At 61.8% G+C, this 15,542-nt stretch carries 22 protein-coding genes and 1 pseudogene; 17 read left to right on the top strand and 6 right to left on the bottom strand.

Features of this window, described 5'->3' with window-relative positions; translation table 11 throughout:
• The first annotated feature begins 70 nt into the window (after positions 1 to 70).
• The 8 genes from V2B23_RS20040 (at position 71) to V2B23_RS20005 (ending at position 5,031) form a co-directional block, all read left to right on the top strand.
• Positions 71 to 1,141, top strand: coding sequence for a hypothetical protein (locus V2B23_RS20040; RefSeq protein WP_430951927.1), 1,071 nt, complete (start codon positions 71 to 73; stop codon positions 1,139 to 1,141).
• A gap of 231 nt (positions 1,142 to 1,372) precedes the next feature.
• Positions 1,373 to 1,540: a hypothetical protein gene (locus V2B23_RS20035; protein ID WP_175393489.1), complete on the top strand. Its 168-nt coding sequence runs from the start codon at positions 1,373 to 1,375 to the stop codon at positions 1,538 to 1,540.
• A 230-nt stretch (positions 1,541 to 1,770) separates the two neighbouring features.
• Complete coding sequence (locus tag V2B23_RS20030) at positions 1,771 to 2,598, top strand: helix-turn-helix domain-containing protein (protein WP_430951926.1); 828 nt, start codon at positions 1,771 to 1,773, stop codon at positions 2,596 to 2,598.
• 82 nt (positions 2,599 to 2,680) lie between these two features.
• Positions 2,681 to 2,836 carry a hypothetical protein gene (locus V2B23_RS20025; RefSeq protein ID WP_175393488.1) on the top strand — a complete coding sequence of 52 codons (156 nt, stop codon included), beginning with the start codon at positions 2,681 to 2,683 and terminating at the stop codon, positions 2,834 to 2,836.
• 79 nt (positions 2,837 to 2,915) lie between these two features.
• Positions 2,916 to 3,122 carry a hypothetical protein gene (locus V2B23_RS20020; protein WP_139053134.1) on the top strand — a complete coding sequence of 69 codons (207 nt, stop codon included), beginning with the start codon at positions 2,916 to 2,918 and terminating at the stop codon, positions 3,120 to 3,122.
• A gap of 20 nt (positions 3,123 to 3,142) precedes the next feature.
• Positions 3,143 to 3,595 (top strand): hypothetical protein, encoded by a 453-nt coding sequence (locus V2B23_RS20015; RefSeq protein WP_430951925.1) that lies wholly within the window; start codon positions 3,143 to 3,145, stop codon positions 3,593 to 3,595.
• A gap of 152 nt (positions 3,596 to 3,747) precedes the next feature.
• Positions 3,748 to 4,596 carry a phage major capsid protein gene (locus tag V2B23_RS20010; protein WP_092801487.1) on the top strand — a complete coding sequence of 283 codons (849 nt, stop codon included), beginning with the start codon at positions 3,748 to 3,750 and terminating at the stop codon, positions 4,594 to 4,596.
• Between the two features lie 123 nt (positions 4,597 to 4,719).
• A complete protein-coding gene (locus tag V2B23_RS20005) occupies positions 4,720 to 5,031 on the top strand; it encodes a hypothetical protein (protein WP_092801484.1) in 312 nt (103 codons plus the stop codon).
• Positions 5,032 to 5,038: 7 nt separating this feature from the next.
• Here V2B23_RS20005 and V2B23_RS20000 read toward each other — a convergent pair whose 3' ends face one another.
• Positions 5,039 to 5,305 (bottom strand): hypothetical protein, encoded by a 267-nt coding sequence (locus V2B23_RS20000; protein WP_430951924.1) that lies wholly within the window; start codon positions 5,303 to 5,305, stop codon positions 5,039 to 5,041.
• 198 nt (positions 5,306 to 5,503) lie between these two features.
• On the opposite strand from V2B23_RS20000, the gene V2B23_RS19995 reads away from it, so the two are divergent.
• The 4 genes and pseudogenes from V2B23_RS19995 (at position 5,504) to V2B23_RS19980 (ending at position 7,847) form a co-directional block, all read left to right on the top strand.
• Positions 5,504 to 5,881 (top strand): hypothetical protein, encoded by a 378-nt coding sequence (locus tag V2B23_RS19995; protein WP_092801478.1) that lies wholly within the window; start codon positions 5,504 to 5,506, stop codon positions 5,879 to 5,881.
• Entirely contained in the window at positions 5,866 to 6,174 is a 309-nt protein-coding gene (locus tag V2B23_RS19990; protein ID WP_139053132.1) for a hypothetical protein, read from the top strand. Before V2B23_RS19995 ends, V2B23_RS19990 begins: the two co-directional genes overlap by 16 nt.
• Positions 6,171 to 6,574 (top strand): annotated as a pseudogene (locus V2B23_RS19985) (Gp19/Gp15/Gp42 family protein). Before V2B23_RS19990 ends, V2B23_RS19985 begins: the two are co-directional and overlap by 4 nt.
• 382 nt (positions 6,575 to 6,956) lie before the next feature.
• Positions 6,957 to 7,847, top strand: a complete 891-nt coding sequence (locus V2B23_RS19980) for a DUF2971 domain-containing protein (RefSeq protein WP_139053131.1) — start codon at positions 6,957 to 6,959, stop codon at positions 7,845 to 7,847.
• Between the two features lie 324 nt (positions 7,848 to 8,171).
• Here V2B23_RS19980 and V2B23_RS19975 read toward each other — a convergent pair whose 3' ends face one another.
• Positions 8,172 to 8,345, bottom strand: coding sequence for a hypothetical protein (locus V2B23_RS19975; protein WP_175393487.1), 174 nt, complete (start codon positions 8,343 to 8,345; stop codon positions 8,172 to 8,174).
• A 260-nt stretch (positions 8,346 to 8,605) separates the two neighbouring features.
• Between V2B23_RS19975 and V2B23_RS19970 the strand changes: the two genes are divergently transcribed.
• Both V2B23_RS19970 and V2B23_RS19965 read left to right on the top strand, forming a co-directional pair.
• Positions 8,606 to 9,262 (top strand): excalibur calcium-binding domain-containing protein, encoded by a 657-nt coding sequence (locus tag V2B23_RS19970; RefSeq protein WP_430951923.1) that lies wholly within the window; start codon positions 8,606 to 8,608, stop codon positions 9,260 to 9,262.
• A 42-nt stretch (positions 9,263 to 9,304) separates the two neighbouring features.
• Positions 9,305 to 9,913 (top strand): pentapeptide repeat-containing protein, encoded by a 609-nt coding sequence (locus tag V2B23_RS19965; protein WP_430951922.1) that lies wholly within the window; start codon positions 9,305 to 9,307, stop codon positions 9,911 to 9,913.
• 25 nt (positions 9,914 to 9,938) lie between these two features.
• Here V2B23_RS19965 and V2B23_RS19960 read toward each other — a convergent pair whose 3' ends face one another.
• Both V2B23_RS19960 and V2B23_RS19955 read right to left on the bottom strand, forming a co-directional pair.
• Positions 9,939 to 10,214: a DUF1905 domain-containing protein gene (locus tag V2B23_RS19960; RefSeq protein ID WP_430951921.1), complete on the bottom strand. Its 276-nt coding sequence runs from the start codon at positions 10,212 to 10,214 to the stop codon at positions 9,939 to 9,941.
• Positions 10,215 to 10,236: 22 nt separating this feature from the next.
• Positions 10,237 to 10,716, bottom strand: a complete 480-nt coding sequence (locus V2B23_RS19955) for a GNAT family N-acetyltransferase (protein WP_430951972.1) — start codon at positions 10,714 to 10,716, stop codon at positions 10,237 to 10,239.
• Positions 10,717 to 10,780: 64 nt separating this feature from the next.
• Here V2B23_RS19955 and V2B23_RS19950 point away from each other — a divergent pair, with 64 nt between their 5' ends.
• Together V2B23_RS19950 and V2B23_RS19945 are read left to right on the top strand one after the other, a co-directional pair.
• Complete coding sequence (locus tag V2B23_RS19950) at positions 10,781 to 11,638, top strand: bifunctional methylenetetrahydrofolate dehydrogenase/methenyltetrahydrofolate cyclohydrolase (RefSeq protein WP_430951920.1); 858 nt, start codon at positions 10,781 to 10,783, stop codon at positions 11,636 to 11,638.
• Positions 11,639 to 11,643: 5 nt separating this feature from the next.
• Positions 11,644 to 11,928 (top strand): DUF3017 domain-containing protein, encoded by a 285-nt coding sequence (locus V2B23_RS19945; RefSeq protein ID WP_430951919.1) that lies wholly within the window; start codon positions 11,644 to 11,646, stop codon positions 11,926 to 11,928.
• Between the two features lie 26 nt (positions 11,929 to 11,954).
• On the opposite strand, the gene V2B23_RS19940 is transcribed toward V2B23_RS19945, so the two are convergent.
• Together V2B23_RS19940 and V2B23_RS19935 are read right to left on the bottom strand one after the other, a co-directional pair.
• Positions 11,955 to 12,527: a hypothetical protein gene (locus V2B23_RS19940; RefSeq protein WP_430951918.1), complete on the bottom strand. Its 573-nt coding sequence runs from the start codon at positions 12,525 to 12,527 to the stop codon at positions 11,955 to 11,957.
• On the bottom strand, positions 12,527 to 14,359 hold the full coding sequence (locus tag V2B23_RS19935) for a DEAD/DEAH box helicase (protein WP_430951917.1): 1,833 nt from the start codon (positions 14,357 to 14,359) through the stop codon (positions 12,527 to 12,529). Before V2B23_RS19935 ends, V2B23_RS19940 begins: the two co-directional genes overlap by 1 nt.
• A gap of 190 nt (positions 14,360 to 14,549) precedes the next feature.
• Between V2B23_RS19935 and V2B23_RS19930 the strand changes: the two genes are divergently transcribed.
• Positions 14,550 to 15,542: an RCC1 domain-containing protein gene (locus V2B23_RS19930; RefSeq protein ID WP_430951916.1), complete on the top strand. Its 993-nt coding sequence runs from the start codon at positions 14,550 to 14,552 to the stop codon at positions 15,540 to 15,542.

Genomic DNA, 15,542 nt, shown 5'->3' with positions numbered 1-15,542 from the left:
CATGTTTGACCACTCCGGTTAACTGCCTTGACAGAGCAGTGAGGCACGGATTAACTTGTGAATGTCAGCGATGACAACTGCTCAGATCGAGCGAACCCACGGCAGCGGGAAGAGCTGCCACCAACACCCGAGTGAGATCGAAGAATTGACCGACAACATCGACTATCTGACGTTCGACAGCGAACTGATCGACGCGGCGAGGTCGCTGCGGTACGAGAGCCCCGCTGGATGGCTGGAGTTCCTCGCGGAGCATCCCGAGCTGGCAGCAGAGGCCGCTAAGCCGAAGCTGTCGAAGGATGCCAAGGGAGCGGGCAGTTCCAAGGGGCTCGAGCCGTACCGGTGCTGGGACCGCGACGATCGAGGCCGATGGAATCGGAAGAAGACCGACGCGTGGCCGGAGGGGATGGACCCCGAGGCGTACACCGTCAGTCAGAAGCAGGCTGCGAACCAGAACCAGCTAGAGGTATGCCGAGTGTGTGGCGAGAAGCTGCACCTGCCGACCGATGCTGACGGACGGGTGCATCGCGATGTCGGCGCACAACCTGAGTACTGCTCGCAACGGTGCCGCGACGACGTCAAGAACGCCCGGGCCCGAGCTGGTCGGGCCGAGGTAAGCCCGCGTCGAAAGCCAGAGAGGCGGCTGCCGGATCTGTCGATGATCACGGTTGCCGGGGTCGGCGACATGGACACTGCACCCGACGAGTGGAACCGGATGCAGCCTCGGCGACATCCCGAGATGTTCCGGCCAGTACGAGTGCCCTCCGAGTCCGTCCCGTGCCTGCACGTGAACGCTCGGTCACGGCAGATCGCCACCGAGGAGGTTCGCGAGATCTTCGCCGAGGAGATGCAGCCGTATGTCCCCGAATGCGAGGGCTACAGGCTCCCGGTCCATCAGCTCGTCGCAGACCTTCGCCGCCGACCGGCGGAGCGTGACGAGACAGTGGCCAAGGTCGACAGGATCGCCCGCAGGTACGGCACAGGAGGCACGCCGAAGCCTCCCGCGCCGACGCCTGGATGGGACCAGGTGGCGTCGTTTTGGAGATATTTTCCGCCCCGTCAGCGCGTTCAATACGCCGTGATCAGCGAAGATAACAATACGTGGCATATTTCACATTGCATTTCCGTGCAATTAAAGGTATAAGCGCGCACGTGGTTCATTAGAGATAGAGGGGCCAAGCTCCCTCTTCTGAACTTCCCGAGGTCGCCTGAACCTCGGTAGGCCGCTGCTTCATCAGCGGATAAAGGGACTTAATCGTCCCGTTCTCCTATTGGGGGAGTTGCTCGAGAGCCCCGGTCTGCTGGTCATGGCAGGCCGGGTTTTTTCTCGGCCCTTCTCCGATGGACCCCATCGACTACGACCAAGGAGGTCGCCATGCCAGAAGCAACCATGTGCCGCAGCGGGCGGCACCCGATCAGATCATCCCGCGACCGCCGCGCCAACGGCGGTTGTGCCCACTGCGCTCGATTGAACGAGCGCGCCTACCGAGTCCGCTGCCGTGATGCGTTGCGGACGATGCAGGCACTGGCCGACCAGGCCTGAGATTCACCGTGCGGCCAGATGCCGCCCACAAACGCCCAGGAGGCGACCGACGACACCCGTCGTCGGCCACACCACATCACCCCGAAGGGATGCCCACATGAAAGACACGTTCGATCGACTGCCTGCTAGCTGGCGACGCGAGATCCGGATCCTCCGCACCGACTGCAAGATGTATCGGTTGCGGCTGCGAGCCGCTGAGGAGCGCATCGCTGAGCTTGAGGCCGGTCGCAATGCCTAGTGGCAAGTTCTCCAAGCTGACCTGGCACAAGCGCACTCACGGCCACGAGCTCACCGGTGCCGAGTTCCGCGTGCTGATGTCGATCTTCGACCACTCCGACGAGCACGGTCGCAACTCACACCCTGGTCTAGAGCTGCTGGTCAAGGAGACTCGGTACTCGAAAGCTGCCGTATCCGAGGCGCTAAAGCGTCTCCAGTCCCGAGGCTGGATCGTTCAGACCTACAGAGGGTCGGGAACTGCAGGCCGCACCTCGATCTATGCGTTGGTCCCCGACGCTCCGAGAAGTTCCAGTGGAATGGATCAACCCAACGGAGAAGTTCCAGTGGAGCGAACCAGTGGTTCCAGTGGGCTGGACTCAGAAGTTCCAGTGGACTGGACACCTACAGATCCGGGATCAGATCCCGGATCAGATCCTTATAGATCAGATCAGGTAGAGGTTCGGCAGTCGCCGAACCATCAGGAGGACCAGGACGAGCCCGACCTTGATGGTCGGGCTCTCGCGGTTGCAGGTACAGAGACAACTGGAGCCCGTGCATCAGGCACGGAGGATCGGCCGGCCAAAAGCAGGCAGGCCGAACCTGAACTTGAACCTGCATCTGCGGGTGCCGCCGAGGCACCCGAGGAGTACCGGCCTGTCGGCCTGCATCTGCTGAATCCGTTCGCCAGCGAGTCCACCCGGCGAGCTGAAGGACACGCACGCGAGGAGCGTGCTGCGCCGTCTCTGCCGAACCCGTACTACGAAGAGTCGCCGTCCACTCGGAGGACGGCAGGACGCAAACGCCCGCGATCGTTCGGCGATCGCATGGCAGACGCGCAGTGACCTGATCCAACTTCACACCCCAACCGGGAGCCCTGGCCTCACAGCCGGGGCTCTCTTCGTATCAACCAGAGGAGAGAAGAACATGAACGATCACCTGATCGAGGCAGTCGTACACGCCGCCGAGCACGGCGGAGGTCCGCATCGAGTCTGGAACGTCGGCTTCGACGCCGTCGTCCACTTCGGCACCGGCCAGGAACCATTCGAGGGTCTGACCGTCACGCACTGGACGGTGGACTGATGCCCGTCTTCTACGCCTGGATGCTGGTCAACTTCGCAGCCGGAGCTGCGATGTCGCTGGACACCCGGAGGTTGTCCCGGTGAACGCACAAGACCGGGAAGCCGCGTTCGAGCGGCACCTCCAGATGTCGACCAAGTACATCGAAGCGATCCACGACGCCGGTGACCTCGCCTGGTTCGAGGACGGGCATCCGCGCCGGTACGTGATCCTCAGCCAGCTCGGGCTCGATGACGACCTCGAGCAGATCGACCTACGCCGGGCGCTGTTTATGCGCCGATACCGATAACTCAAAGGAGAGATGAGCAGATGCAAGAATCACAGACCACCACTCCCAGCTCTGAGAGCAACGCTGAGGGAGTTTCTACCGATTCCGGCAACACGGGTACCCCCGATACCGAGACTGGCTCTCAGAAAGGCAATCGCGAAGCTCGGTACAGAACCGAGCGAAACGCTGCTCGCGAGGAGTTGACCACCGCCCAGGCTCGCATCGAACGGATGCAGCGTGTGGAGGTTGAACGTATCGCAGGTGAGCATCTGTCGATGCCCGGAGACCTCCTCGGCCTGACCGGAAACGAGGTTGCCGACTACCTCGACGACGACGGCAACGTCGACTCCGCGAAGGTGGCGGCTGATGTCGCCGCCGTCCTGACCGAGCGTCCCGGTCTGCGGAAGAACGCACCCGCGTTCGATCCCACGCAGGGCACCGGAGGCAACAAGCCGAAGGCATCGTCCCCGTCGTGGCGATCGATGTTCCAATGACTTCGAACGCTGCAGTCTGCGGCTGCCCAGCGTTCACCTAAAGGGGCTGTGCCCCAATATGATTCGGTCCGCGACCGTCTCCTGATCATCACCCATCAAGGCCTCTGGCAATCGAGCCAGAGGCCATTTCTATATGTCCAGGAGGACACAACATGGCATTGACTAATCTCGCTACCGGCGCAGGCCTCACCCAGGCGGCTGGCGCGTTCACCCCGGAAGATCTGGGTTCGCTTATCGTCACGGCCCTGAAGGGGCAGAGCATCGCCGCACAGTCGGCGACGGTGACCGGCACCGACCGAGACAAGGTGCTGTTCCCGAAGTTCGCCGCGAACCCCGACGTTGCTCACTACAGCGAGCTGGATCTGATCGCATTGGGCGATCCCGAGACCGACGAGGTCGAGGCCCTGATCTACAAGACAGCAGGCGCTACCCGCCAGTCTCGCGAGCTGGTGGCGGACTCGACTCCGAATACAGCTGACCTGGTCGGCGCTGCACTGGCCGAGCAGATCATCCGCGCCGTCGACGGTGCGTACCTGGCCGCGACCACGCCGAAGGGTCCGGGTGGCCTTCTGGGCACCGGGTACACCTCCGTAGACACCGGCGCTTCGCTGACGAACCTGGACGCGTTCGTGTCCGCGAAGTACGCCGCACTGGCGAACCGAGGTGAGATCACCAATTGGATCATCAGCCCCACCGTTGCGGAGCAGGTCTCCCAGCTCAAGGTTGGCTCCGGCAGCAACCAGAACCTGCTCCAGTTCGTCGAGAACGGAATGATGATCGCGGGTGTACCGGTCCTGATCTCCGACCAGGTGGACGCCGCCACCAAGTTCTGGGGCATCTCCAAGGCCCGGACCGTTCTCGTGATCCGCGAGGGCACCAAGGTCGAGCGGTCGACTGAGTCCGCGTTCCTGAATGACGCCGTGGACCTCAAGGCCACGTTCCGGTACGGCCTCGGGTTCCTGCACGAGCCTGCCAACGTGCGCGGCTACGACGCTGTCTGATGTCAACTTGACATCCCTGGAACGGCCTAATCCGTTTCGTTGCAACTGAATACACCGCTGGGGAGTCGTTCTACGGGACGGCTCCCTGGTGGTTTCCAGACTTCCGAGGAGAGAAAGTCCGCCATGACCGAAAACAACTACACCCCAAATGCATGTCCGCGTGAGGGATGCCCCGGCACGAGTTTCGACGGGGAAAAATACTGCTGCTTCGCCTGCCGAGCTATCGCGCTGGAGGTTGAGAACACCCAACGTGTCTGCGAGTACGTCGGGGAATCTGACCTGACCTCAGAGCTATTGGCCGAGGCTGTCGCCCTCGGCAACGCCTGCAGTCGATACCTCGACCTCGGATACCAGCTCCGTATGCTGGCGATGGAGTCAGGCATCACGCCGAAGCAATGGCAAGGCATCCGCAAGGGGCAAGCCACCACGAGCTAGGTGCTGCTCAGTACGTACCCGATTGGTACTGCATCATCCCAGCCCGGATGGTTCGACTAACCGGAGCAAACCGGGTGCTGTGCTCTGGGGCCTCAGCTACCTGTTCCTCACTCACCTCGACGGTGTCGTCACCGTTGTATTCCTCGATGCGGTACATCGCCTTGTACAGAGTTCCACCCATCGTCACCTGGTCGTTCCCGTCGATCAGGAAGACCTCGGGCGCCAACTCGACTGCCAGACGTCCCCCGACTAGGTGCGTTGCTCTCATCATCATTTGATCATTATCGCAGGTCAGACGCCCCCAGGGGAGGGACCCATACGCCCCCTCCCTGACCGGGACGTTATACGCCTGAGACATCGGATGCCGTGGCATAACCCAGTTTTTCCAACTCTCTGACCAGTGCATACGCACAAAACGCCAGGTCAGAATCCAACCTTTAGGCCCCGTTTCGGGCCGGAAACGAGGCCAAACATGCCCAAAATCGACGAAATCGACATCCCGAAGTACCCGCCAGGACTCAAGGCGCGAGGCAAACGCCTCTGGGTCGAGATGCACACGTCCGGAGACTTCAGCGGCAGCCCCGAGACCGTGTCGGTCATCGAGGAGGCTTGCTACCTCGCGGACGAGATCAAACGACTACGCGACATCGTCCGCAAAGCAGGATCCGATACCCGCGTGACCGGCTACAACGGTCAGTCAGTGTCGATGCCCGAGATGGCCGATCTTCAGCGGAACCAGCAACTCCTGCTGTCGATGCTCAAGTCCATTCGCGTGGACTCCGACGACGCGAAGCTGACCCCAAGTCAGCTTGGCCGCCTGGGAGCAGATGCACGATGGGACAAACGATGAGGGCGGGCATCCGGCGGAACAGCAAGCGGGCCGCCCCTAGCCCAGAGGCTCTGGCTGCCCTTCTCCCGAACGAACTCCGATCACTCAAGGGTCTGTATACCCGCAGTGATTTCCTGTCGCTGCGGGTACACGTCGTCGACTGGCTCAGCCACGCCGTACCAGGTCAGGAACACGTTCTGGTCTCACCCGTGATGGGCGCAGCTGGTTTATCGGCTGCTGACTTCTACCGGCAAGCACTCGGCGCCGGCCAAAAGCAGGCAGGCCCCGCACACTACGAAAGCGAGACCCGATGACGTATGCCGCAGCGGCTGACGTAACCACATTGTGGGCCAAAGAACCTGAACCTGAGGTTATCTCGCTTATCGAGCGCCGACTCGAACAGGTCGAACGAATGATCAAGCGCCGGATCCCTGACCTGGCCGTTCGGATCACGGCTGGAGACATCGACGAGGCGACGTAGTCGACATCGAGGCCGACGCGGTTCTACGCGTCGTCCGCAACCCTGAGTGGTACTTGAGCGAGACCGACGGCGGATACACCTACCAACTCAAGACGGACCTCTCCAGAGGCAAGCTGACAATCACCGACGAGGAGTGGGAGATCCTCGGCGTCAAACCCGCCGCCCGAATGACGGTCATCGTCCCCAACCTCGTTGCACCCGTTCGAGGTCCGTTGTTCGGCCCCGGGGGCTAGCCGTGGGATAGCGGCCTCTATGTCTGTATGTCTGTATGTCTGTATGTCTGTACGTCTGTACGTCTGTACGACGTCACGCCGTGATCACGTGATACTCGACCAGTCGCATATGTGACTATGCGTATATACGTCGTTACGTCACCACGTGGTGACGTGCGGATCGAAACCCCCAGGCGGTTGACCTGAGGGCTGCCTTATGTCTCTCCTCGACTCCTCGACTCCTCGACTAGTCGTAGAGGCACAGAGGCACAGAGGCACAGAGGCACAGAGGCACGTCGCTACGTGGTCACGTGAGCGGCACGGCGGCACGCTCGAGTCGGGCAACGGCGATAAGTCCTGAACCGTGGCCTAGCTCGACGGGCGGGTGGCCTACATTGTCGGAATGCATGAGAAGCTCCCGGAGACGGTTTACCACTACACCGATATATACGGTGTGCAAGGCATCTACGAGAGCGAGGAGCTGTGGGCAACCAGCTCTCGGTTCCTGAATGATTCTACCGAAGCGACTCCTGGCATCGACTCGCTCAAGACTCGCATTCTTAATAAGAAGGTCGAGCTGCTCACAGCTCAGAGCGAGATAATGGAGGCGGCGAACGAAGTCCCTCGGCCGCTTTCTGATAGCGAAGAGGAGTCACTCGCGGAGCTCAGGGACAAGACCAAGAAATTGAAGCCGGTGCTGGATGCAGCAGACGACGTTGGGAAATTCATTGACTGCTTCATTGTCAGCCTCTCGGAGGTGCCGGATCAACTAAGCCAATGGCGTGGTTACGCGAGAGAGGGGTACTGCATCGGCTTCTCCACTGAGAAACTGTGCGAGGCACTCGGAGAGGATTACGAGCTTCGCGAAGTTATCTACGCTGGTGGAGAAGGTTCAACTGGTTACATCGACCAGATCACCGGGATTGCAATGGCGCTGGCGGAGTCTGAGACCGTGACGGATGAGGACCATCGCAAATGGGCATTGCGTAGTGCGATCCGTTTCGAAAGCGCTTTTGTCAAAAACTCGACGTTCAGCGAAGAAAAAGAGCTTCGGATTGTTCCAGTCGACGCCGAGATGCCAAACCATTTCACCGCCGGGCGCTATGGACTGACTCCGCGGCACAAGATCAAGATCACGCGCGATGCGATTACTGAGGTTTGCGTCGGACCAGGTGCCCACAAGGATCTCAGAGCTCGTTCGCTAGTCGAGTATTTTCACTTCACTCGGGATCAGTTCCCGATTAAGTCGACGCCGATCGTGAAAAGGTCATCTGTGCCGTACCGAGATTGGTAGTGGACGCCTACGGCGGCAGTCTTGAACCGAGCGGAGCACCCAAGGGTGCCGGTGTCGTAAACCCCACCCCGGAACAACCCACGAACCATGCCCCGATATCGCGTCTCGGCAACACGTCTAGCCCGTCCACCTGGAGTGGACGAGCTTCAGTGTCGACCCGCCCCAAGGTGTGCACCCCGCTGGGACGAGCGCCCGTGCCGGTTCACGGGATTAAGAGCACCGGGAGTGTCTGGTTACGAGGTCGGGACACCCAGAGACGACCTGGCAGGCCAAAGGCCCGCACCGCGCCCCCAGGGATTGCGCTCTGGGAGGCGGAACGGGTCGTTAGCTGACGCGGTAGATGCGATGGGTGCCGGACTCGCACCGGGCCACGCCCTCGATGCGCTCCCGGATGAAATCGACAGGAGCAGCGGTCTTTCCGAGGTCGACACGCTCGGGATACGTGCTCTCAACCTCGCAGGTGACAGTGGATACAGCTATGCTGCGAGAACGGTTCATAACGGGTCTCTTCCGTTGTGTCCTAGACCCTGGTCAGGTGCGGAAACACCTGCCGGGGTCGTTTCATTAGTGGGGCCTACCTGGGGTTATCCAGTTGCGCTAAAGCTGCAATCCCACTCATGGAACATGACTCGGAACACCACAAAACCCTACCGTGCACGGCCTGGACGGCCGAGCGGTCGGGGCTTCGTCGATTTCGTTTAAAAAACCGGACAGTTTGTGTAAGTATGTGGGTCGCATTCTTCTCAGAACGGACAAAAATGAATCCTCCTGCCGGTTGGAATCCCGACCCGATTGATCCGACCATCGACCGCTATTGGGACGGCCAGCAGTGGACGGCTCAAACTCGCCCCAAAATTGTCGATGCTCCGACGCAGGTGTTCGGGGCACCCGGATCGCCGCAGCAGGATCCCACGGCACCGGAAGACCGGAAACGCCGCAAGTGGCCGTGGATCGCGGGCGTTGCCGCAGCCGGGGTCGTGGTAATCGGAATTGCCGCAGGGACGGGAGGTTCCGAAGAATCGAAGACCCCGGCGGCAACTTCCTCGACGACCGTCGCAGCGACCACCACACAAGCAACGACAACGACCACGGTCAAGACCACAACTTCGACCGCCGCGCCGACGACGACAACTACGACGGTTGCTCCGACTACGACGACAACACTCGCCATAGTCCCGTTGGTGCCGCAAGTAACCACAACGACCCAGTACGTTCCGCCGCCGCCCGCCTACACGCCGCCGAAGACAACCGAACCGGCGTATGTTCCGCCTCCGGTCAAGGCGCCGAATGCCGGGGTGTATTACGCCAACTGTACCGAGGCAAAGGCTGCTGGTGCCGCGCCGATACTCAGGGGAGAACCGGGATATGCGTCGAAGCTCGACCGGGACAATGACGGAATAGCCTGCGACAAATAGCCGAGTGCGGTGATGTCGGTAGTGACGGGCAGTATGTAGGTCATGCCCCTCGAAGAATCCGACAACGTTGTCGGCGAAGACTATTCCGACGCACGATTGCCTGGAAAGGTGTGGCGCCAGCGCACGTTCACCAATTGTGTGTTCCGTGACGCAGACCTCACGGGCATGACGACGGAATCGGTGGTCTTCGACAACTGTGATTTCACCGGGGCGGATCTGGGAGAGTCGCAGCACATCGGTAGCGCGTTCCGTTCCTGCAACTTCGCGCGGACCAGCCTGTGGCACAGCACTTTCCGAAACTGCACTTTGATGGGATCGACGTTCGACGGATGCCGAATCCGGCCGTTGACGCTCGACGAGGTGGACTTCTCGCTCACCTCGTTGGGTGGCGCGGATCTGCGGAGGATCGACTTCACGTCGTGCCGCTTCCGCGAAGCGAATCTCGTGCGTACGGATATGCGGGACGCGATTCTGGTGTCGGCGGATCTGTCGGGTGCGCGTACCGGTGGACTCAAACTCGACGGCGCGGATCTGCGCGGTGCGCGTGTCGATCCGGGTCTGTGGACGTCTGCAGTCGTGGCAAACGCCAAAATCGAACTGATGCAAGCCGTGGCGTACGCGTCGGCGCACGGTTTGGTTGTCGACCTGTAGACGCGCGACCGATCAGCAGCGGGAGTTACCGCTCCAGGCGTTCCTCGAGCCGAACCGTCACGACGTCACCGACGTCCTTGCCGATGGCTGTGCGGATGCCGGCCTTGACCGGGAGCTTGTGGGTGCCGTCGCCCAAGGCCATGAACGAACTCTGAAACGGATGTCCGTCGATAGTTCCGCGCACCTTGACCAGCCCGCGGGTGCGGAAGTATTCGGCGGACTCCGGCCAGATCACGTATGTCCAGCCACCTTTCGCGTCACTCTTGCGCAGGGTGGCGGTGAATTCCTGGTCCAACAACATGGTGGCATGCCCTTTCGGTTGATCAGCGAATGAACTCTCGGGCCAGCAAATCCATGAGGAGTCCGTCTTTCCACTCACCGTGGCGATCGCGCGAGTACTCGCGCATCACCCCGACGTCCTGGAATCCGACCGATCGATAACACGCGATTGCCGCAGTGTTCTCCACTTCCGGATCGATGATCAATCGATGAAACTTCAGATCGTCGATCAGGTGCGCGCACAGAACGCGTATCGCCTCGCGGCCGAATCCGCGCCTGTGGACAGCCGGATCGAGGAAGAGATCGAGACCGGCGTGGCGGAAGTCGGGGTTGTCGTCGTCGGCGTACCACTGAATGAATCCGATCAGGTTCCCGTCGTGGAAAATGCTGTAGCGAGTGGTGCCGGGCTCCGGCGCGGCAGGCCAGTCGTCGGCCGGATTCTGCCACCATTTGGCCACATGGGCATGCAGATGGATGGCCCGCAGACGGGCATGATGATCGGCGGCGACGGGTGCAAGAACCACCCTCGGGCCGCGAAGTTCCGGAGCCGTTGTCACGCATCGACCCTAACCTGGAACAATGGTCGCCGTGACTGCAACGATCCTGGACGGCAAAGCTACCCGCGACGAAATTTTCGAAGACCTGAAGGTGCGGGTGAGCGCGCTGAAGGCAGCGGGTATCACGCCCGGACTTGGCACCATTCTCGTTGGTGACGACCCGGGATCCGCAGCGTACGTGCGCGGTAAGCACAACGACTGCGCCAAGGTCGGCATCAACTCCCTGCGCCGCGACCTGCCTGCCGACATCACGCAGGAGCAGCTCAACGCCACCATCGACGAACTCAACGCCAACCCCGAGTGCACCGGATACATCGTGCAGTTGCCGCTGCCCAAGCACCTCGACGAGAACGCAGCGCTCGAGCGCATCGATCCCGACAAGGATGCCGACGGCCTGCATCCGGTGAACCTCGGCCGTCTGGTTCTCGGCAAGGAAGCTCCGCTGCCGTGTACGCCGCGTGGAATCCTGCACCTGCTCCGCCGCTACGAGGTGCCGATCGCCGGCGCACACGTTGTTGTTGTCGGACGCGGTGTCACTGTCGGTCGCCCCATCGGACTGTTGCTGACGCGTCGTAGCGAAAACGCCACCGTGACGCTGTGCCATACCGGTACCCGTGATCTAGCTGCTGAGGTTCGTCGCGCAGACATCGTCGTTGCTGCCGCCGGGGTTCCCGGACTCATCACTGCCGACATGGTCAAGCCGGGCGCTGCTGTGCTGGACGTCGGAGTCAGCCGCACCGACGACGGTTTGCGCGGCGACGTTGCGGCCGATGTCTTCGACGTTGCGGGCTTCGTCTCGCCCAATCCCGGTGGAGTGGGGCCGTTGACCCGTGCGTTCCTGATCACCAACGTGGTGGAGCGGTCCGAGCGAGTTCTGGCCGGAGCCTGACACCCATGACCTCACCGGTTGGCCTCGTGAAGAAGAATTTGCCGACGATCACGGTTCTTGCCGTGATTGCAGCCGCGGTTGTTCTTGTCCTGGCCGACCGGTGGCGTCGCGGTTCGCTGGTCTTGGGGGTGGCGGTCATTATCGGTGCGGCTGCGCGCTGGTGTTTCCCACAGGATCGCGTGGGACTGCTCGCGGTGCGCGGTAAGAAGTTCGACACTGCGGCCATGGGCGTCATGGGTGCGTTGATCGTCTCGCTTGCTCTGACTATTGATCCACTCGGTACCGACTGAGTCAGTCGCAGTTGACACCGACTGAGTCAGTTGTAGAACGACCCGACGTCTATCTCGCGCAACGGAATCCACTCTCCCTGTTCTTTCTTTGCGGCGGAGTTCCGTCTTTTCGTCTGCTTGGTTCGAAGTGTGACGGCAAGTGCAGGTTCTTCGTCGATCCGGCCCGCCAGGGCGTAGATCGCTGCAAGATGGTGGACGCACGGCGTGCGCCGACTCGAACAGTCACAGGTGGCCGAGCATTCGGAAAGGCCCACCGCCACAGTGATATCGCGCGCCTGTAGATCCGCGACGACGCTGTCCGGTAGCTCTCCGGTCGATACGGACCGGTTCTTGGTGCCTAGCGCCCGAATCGTGCGGGCAGCGGTGTCGGATTGTGTCTTGTCCCAGAGCGGTACGGTGACAACAACAGTCGAGGTCTTACCCTTGGCGGTGACCTGCGCGGCAACCGTACCCGCAGAAATTTCGGTGAAGGTGACACCGCCGTTGCGGGCGAGTGTGCGTGCGGTGGGCAAGGCGGGGTTTCGTCCGGACGTCGATGTTTGCTCGACCGTCCGCAACCACACACGGCCCCATGCGGTCACTCCGAATTCGGTAGCCATCAGATGATCACCGCGCCGTCGAGTTCGAGCAGTTCACGTAGTTCGGTGTCGGGAAGATCTGCGAGAGCTCCTTCGGAGTTTCCGGAAATCGATTCGGCTACAGCTCTTTTGGATTCGTGCATGGCGGCGATGTGATCTTCGACGGTTCCTCCGGTGACCAGGGTGTGGACGTTGACGGTGCGCTGCTGGCCGATTCGGTGGGCTCGGTCGGTGGCCTGATCTTCGACGGCGGGGTTCCACCACCGGTCGTAGTGAACGACGTGACTGGCGCGGGTGAGATTGAGCCCGAACCCTGCCGCGCGCAGGCTCAGAATGAGAACGGGTGAGGACGTGTCGTCGGTTTGGAAGGCGTCGACCATGGCGTCGCGACTGGCAACGTTCAGGCCGCCGTGCAGGAACGGAACATCTGCGATGCCCAGTTCGGCCGCCAGGTGTTTCGACAGTAGTTCGCCCATCGTGCGGTATTGCGTGAACACCAGGGCCCGATCACCGTCGTCGACGATCTCGGCAAGCATTTCGGTTGCGCGATCGAACTTTCCGGAACGGCCACGCAGATCCTCGCTGTCGCCGGTGACCTGAGCAGGGTGATTGCATACCTGCTTGAGAGTGGTGAGCAGAGCAAGGACGTTGCCGCGTCGGGCAATTCCGGTGCCAAGTCCGGAATCGAACGCGTCCGCGACCGCTGCCCGGTAGATACGCGCCTGTTCCGACGTGAGGGTGCAGGCAACGGTCGAGAACTGCTTCGGTGGGAGATCCTTGGCAACAGCGTCTTTGGTTCGACGCAACACGTAGGGCTCGATGATCGTTGCCAACCTCGTTGCGGCGGAAGCTGAGCGGCCGGATTCGATCGGGACGGCAAAACGCTGCCGGAACCGTGCCCGCGTTCCCAATACCGCCGGATTGGCGACGTGGAACAAACTCCACAACTCTTCGAGACGGTTCTCCACCGGCGTGCCGGTCATCGCAACCTTGACGGTGGCATTGAGTTGCCTGGCTGCCTTGGCGGCCAGCGACGACGGATTCTTGATCTGTTGCGCCTCGTCGAAGATTGCCGACGCCCACGGTGCCCTCTCCAGTTCGGCTGTGTCCGAACGTAAGACGCTGTAGCTGGTGAGCACCACGGTGCCCGCACCTGGTTCGGCAGGCAGTGTGCGGCCGGACCCGTGATGGATGTGAAGGCTCAGATGCGGCGCAAACCGCTCGATCTCGCGTCGCCAGTTTCCGATCACCGAGGTCGGGCAGACAACAAGATGCGGGCCGTCTGCGGCTCTGATCGCGATCATCGAAATGGCTTGCAGTGTTTTACCGAGACCCATTTCGTCGGCAAGTATGCCGCCGCCGGTCTCGGTCAGCGACGTCAACCATTCCACTCCCAGAACTTGGTAGGGGCGCAAAGTTGCCTGAACCTGCGCACGATCGAGTGTGTCCACCAGAGTCTGCGCGTGGATGAAGCGCTGAACCGCCGAGGCAGTACTTCTGATGACAGTGTCGTCGCGATAGAGAGCGGCATGCCCGGCTGGTGGCATGCTGCCGGGTTCGCCACTCTCGATCACCCGTTTCCATCCGTGCACCGACTCTCCGATACCGGGTTGATCTGCGTTCACAGCCTGCAATGCCGTTACCGCGTCGGCGAATTCGACCGTCCGAATATCGACGTCGACGGGCGTGATAACACCGTCGACGGGTACTGCCATTCGGGCGACGGCGGCACTGCCGGTAGGGAGCCCCAACTTCGCAAGATGCCCGGCTGTATCCGGCACACCCCAGAACCCGAACGCCATATTCTCGGGAAGGTAGGTCGCCTGCAGCTGATCCGGGCACGGTTGAGTCACGAGCGCCGATGGTAGCCGTGATCAGTGACCGCATGCCACCGGATATGGCCTCAAAACCGCAGATCAGCTGTGGTTCTTCTGACATTGACGGAAGGGGAGGAGTCAGCTCTGTCGGAGAACGGGACATTTCCTACCTCGAACGTGATAGTCATTGTCCGTAGAGCCACATCACCGGCGAACAAGGAACCGCATGAAGCGACGAATAAATCTCTCAGGTAGGCACTTTCGACTGCTCGTTGCTGCTGTCGGTGTGGGAGTGCTTGCGCTTGCCACCGCAACGGGCGCCGCCGCTGTGCCGGTAGGTGTTCCCGTTTCGAGTCCTGGCGCCGTCACCATGTGGGGCGGGACCGACGACAATCAGCGCGACGGCGTCCCGCTTCGGGGCGGCGTCGCCGCGCTTGCTGCCGGCGACCATCATTCGGTGGCACTGACCACCGATGGCCACATCGCCGCGTGGGGACACAGCGCGTGGGGAGAGCGCGACGGCGTTCCGACCGGTGGCGGCTTCACCGCGATCGCTGCGGGTGAGGATCACGCGGTGGCGCTGACGGCCGACGGGCACATTGCCGCGTGGGGAAGCTCCGAATTCGGGCAACAAGACGATCTCCCGGCACGTGGTGGGTTCACCAGGATTGCTGCCGGTACCTACCACGGGCTGGCGTTGACTCCCGAAGGAACGATCGTCGACTGGGGCAGCAAGGAGTACGGGCAGCGGACCGATATTCCGACCGAGGGTGGCTTCACCGCAATCGCCGCCGGTAACTTCCATTCCGTGGCGCTCACTACCGACGGTCACATCACCATGTGGGGCGGTAGTGCGGAAGGGCAGCGTGACGGGCTACCGACCGAGGGTGGGTTCATCGCGGTCGCCGCTGGCGAGGACCATTCCCTCGCGTTGACCGCCGACGGTCACATCGTGATCTGGGGCAGCAACGAGTACGGGCAGCGCACCGGTACCCCGACCGGCGGCGGTTTCACCGCGATCGCGGGCGGCTTCCGGCACTCGGTGGCGCTGTCTGCCGACGGCACGGTCACGGCCTGGGGCAACAACGAGAACGGGCAACTGGGCGGTGCCCCGACCGGAGACGGATATACCGCCGTCGCGGCCGGGGCCTACCACTCGATAGCCCTCGGCGGGCAGACGGCGTCGACCGGATCGCTCGGAAGTCTGACCGGAAGCTGA

It is taken from the genome of Rhodococcus sp. 24CO (assembly GCF_050586165.1).
Taxonomy (GTDB): Bacteria; Actinomycetota; Actinomycetes; order Mycobacteriales; family Mycobacteriaceae; genus Rhodococcus_F.
The sequence above is the reverse complement of the archived record's forward strand: the minus strand, read 5'-3'. Positions and strand labels throughout refer to the sequence as shown.

Coding starts and splice junctions, on each gene's coding strand:
- V2B23_RS20040 (WP_430951927.1), top strand. CDS start 71: ATGACAACTGCTCAGATCGAGCGAACCCACGGCAGCGGGAAGAGCTGC.
- V2B23_RS20035 (WP_175393489.1), top strand. CDS start 1,373: ATGCCAGAAGCAACCATGTGCCGCAGCGGGCGGCACCCGATCAGATCA.
- V2B23_RS20030 (WP_430951926.1), top strand. CDS start 1,771: ATGCCTAGTGGCAAGTTCTCCAAGCTGACCTGGCACAAGCGCACTCAC.
- V2B23_RS20025 (WP_175393488.1), top strand. CDS start 2,681: ATGAACGATCACCTGATCGAGGCAGTCGTACACGCCGCCGAGCACGGC.
- V2B23_RS20015 (WP_430951925.1), top strand. CDS start 3,143: ATGCAAGAATCACAGACCACCACTCCCAGCTCTGAGAGCAACGCTGAG.
- V2B23_RS20010 (WP_092801487.1), top strand. CDS start 3,748: ATGGCATTGACTAATCTCGCTACCGGCGCAGGCCTCACCCAGGCGGCT.
- V2B23_RS20005 (WP_092801484.1), top strand. CDS start 4,720: ATGACCGAAAACAACTACACCCCAAATGCATGTCCGCGTGAGGGATGC.
- V2B23_RS20000 (WP_430951924.1), bottom strand. CDS start 5,305: ATGATGATGAGAGCAACGCACCTAGTCGGGGGACGTCTGGCAGTCGAG.
- V2B23_RS19995 (WP_092801478.1), top strand. CDS start 5,504: ATGCCCAAAATCGACGAAATCGACATCCCGAAGTACCCGCCAGGACTC.
- V2B23_RS19990 (WP_139053132.1), top strand. CDS start 5,866: ATGGGACAAACGATGAGGGCGGGCATCCGGCGGAACAGCAAGCGGGCC.
- V2B23_RS19980 (WP_139053131.1), top strand. CDS start 6,957: ATGCATGAGAAGCTCCCGGAGACGGTTTACCACTACACCGATATATAC.
- V2B23_RS19975 (WP_175393487.1), bottom strand. CDS start 8,345: ATGAACCGTTCTCGCAGCATAGCTGTATCCACTGTCACCTGCGAGGTT.
- V2B23_RS19970 (WP_430951923.1), top strand. CDS start 8,606: ATGAATCCTCCTGCCGGTTGGAATCCCGACCCGATTGATCCGACCATC.
- V2B23_RS19965 (WP_430951922.1), top strand. CDS start 9,305: ATGCCCCTCGAAGAATCCGACAACGTTGTCGGCGAAGACTATTCCGAC.
- V2B23_RS19960 (WP_430951921.1), bottom strand. CDS start 10,214: ATGTTGTTGGACCAGGAATTCACCGCCACCCTGCGCAAGAGTGACGCG.
- V2B23_RS19945 (WP_430951919.1), top strand. CDS start 11,644: ATGACCTCACCGGTTGGCCTCGTGAAGAAGAATTTGCCGACGATCACG.
- V2B23_RS19940 (WP_430951918.1), bottom strand. CDS start 12,527: ATGGCTACCGAATTCGGAGTGACCGCATGGGGCCGTGTGTGGTTGCGG.
- V2B23_RS19930 (WP_430951916.1), top strand. CDS start 14,550: ATGAAGCGACGAATAAATCTCTCAGGTAGGCACTTTCGACTGCTCGTT.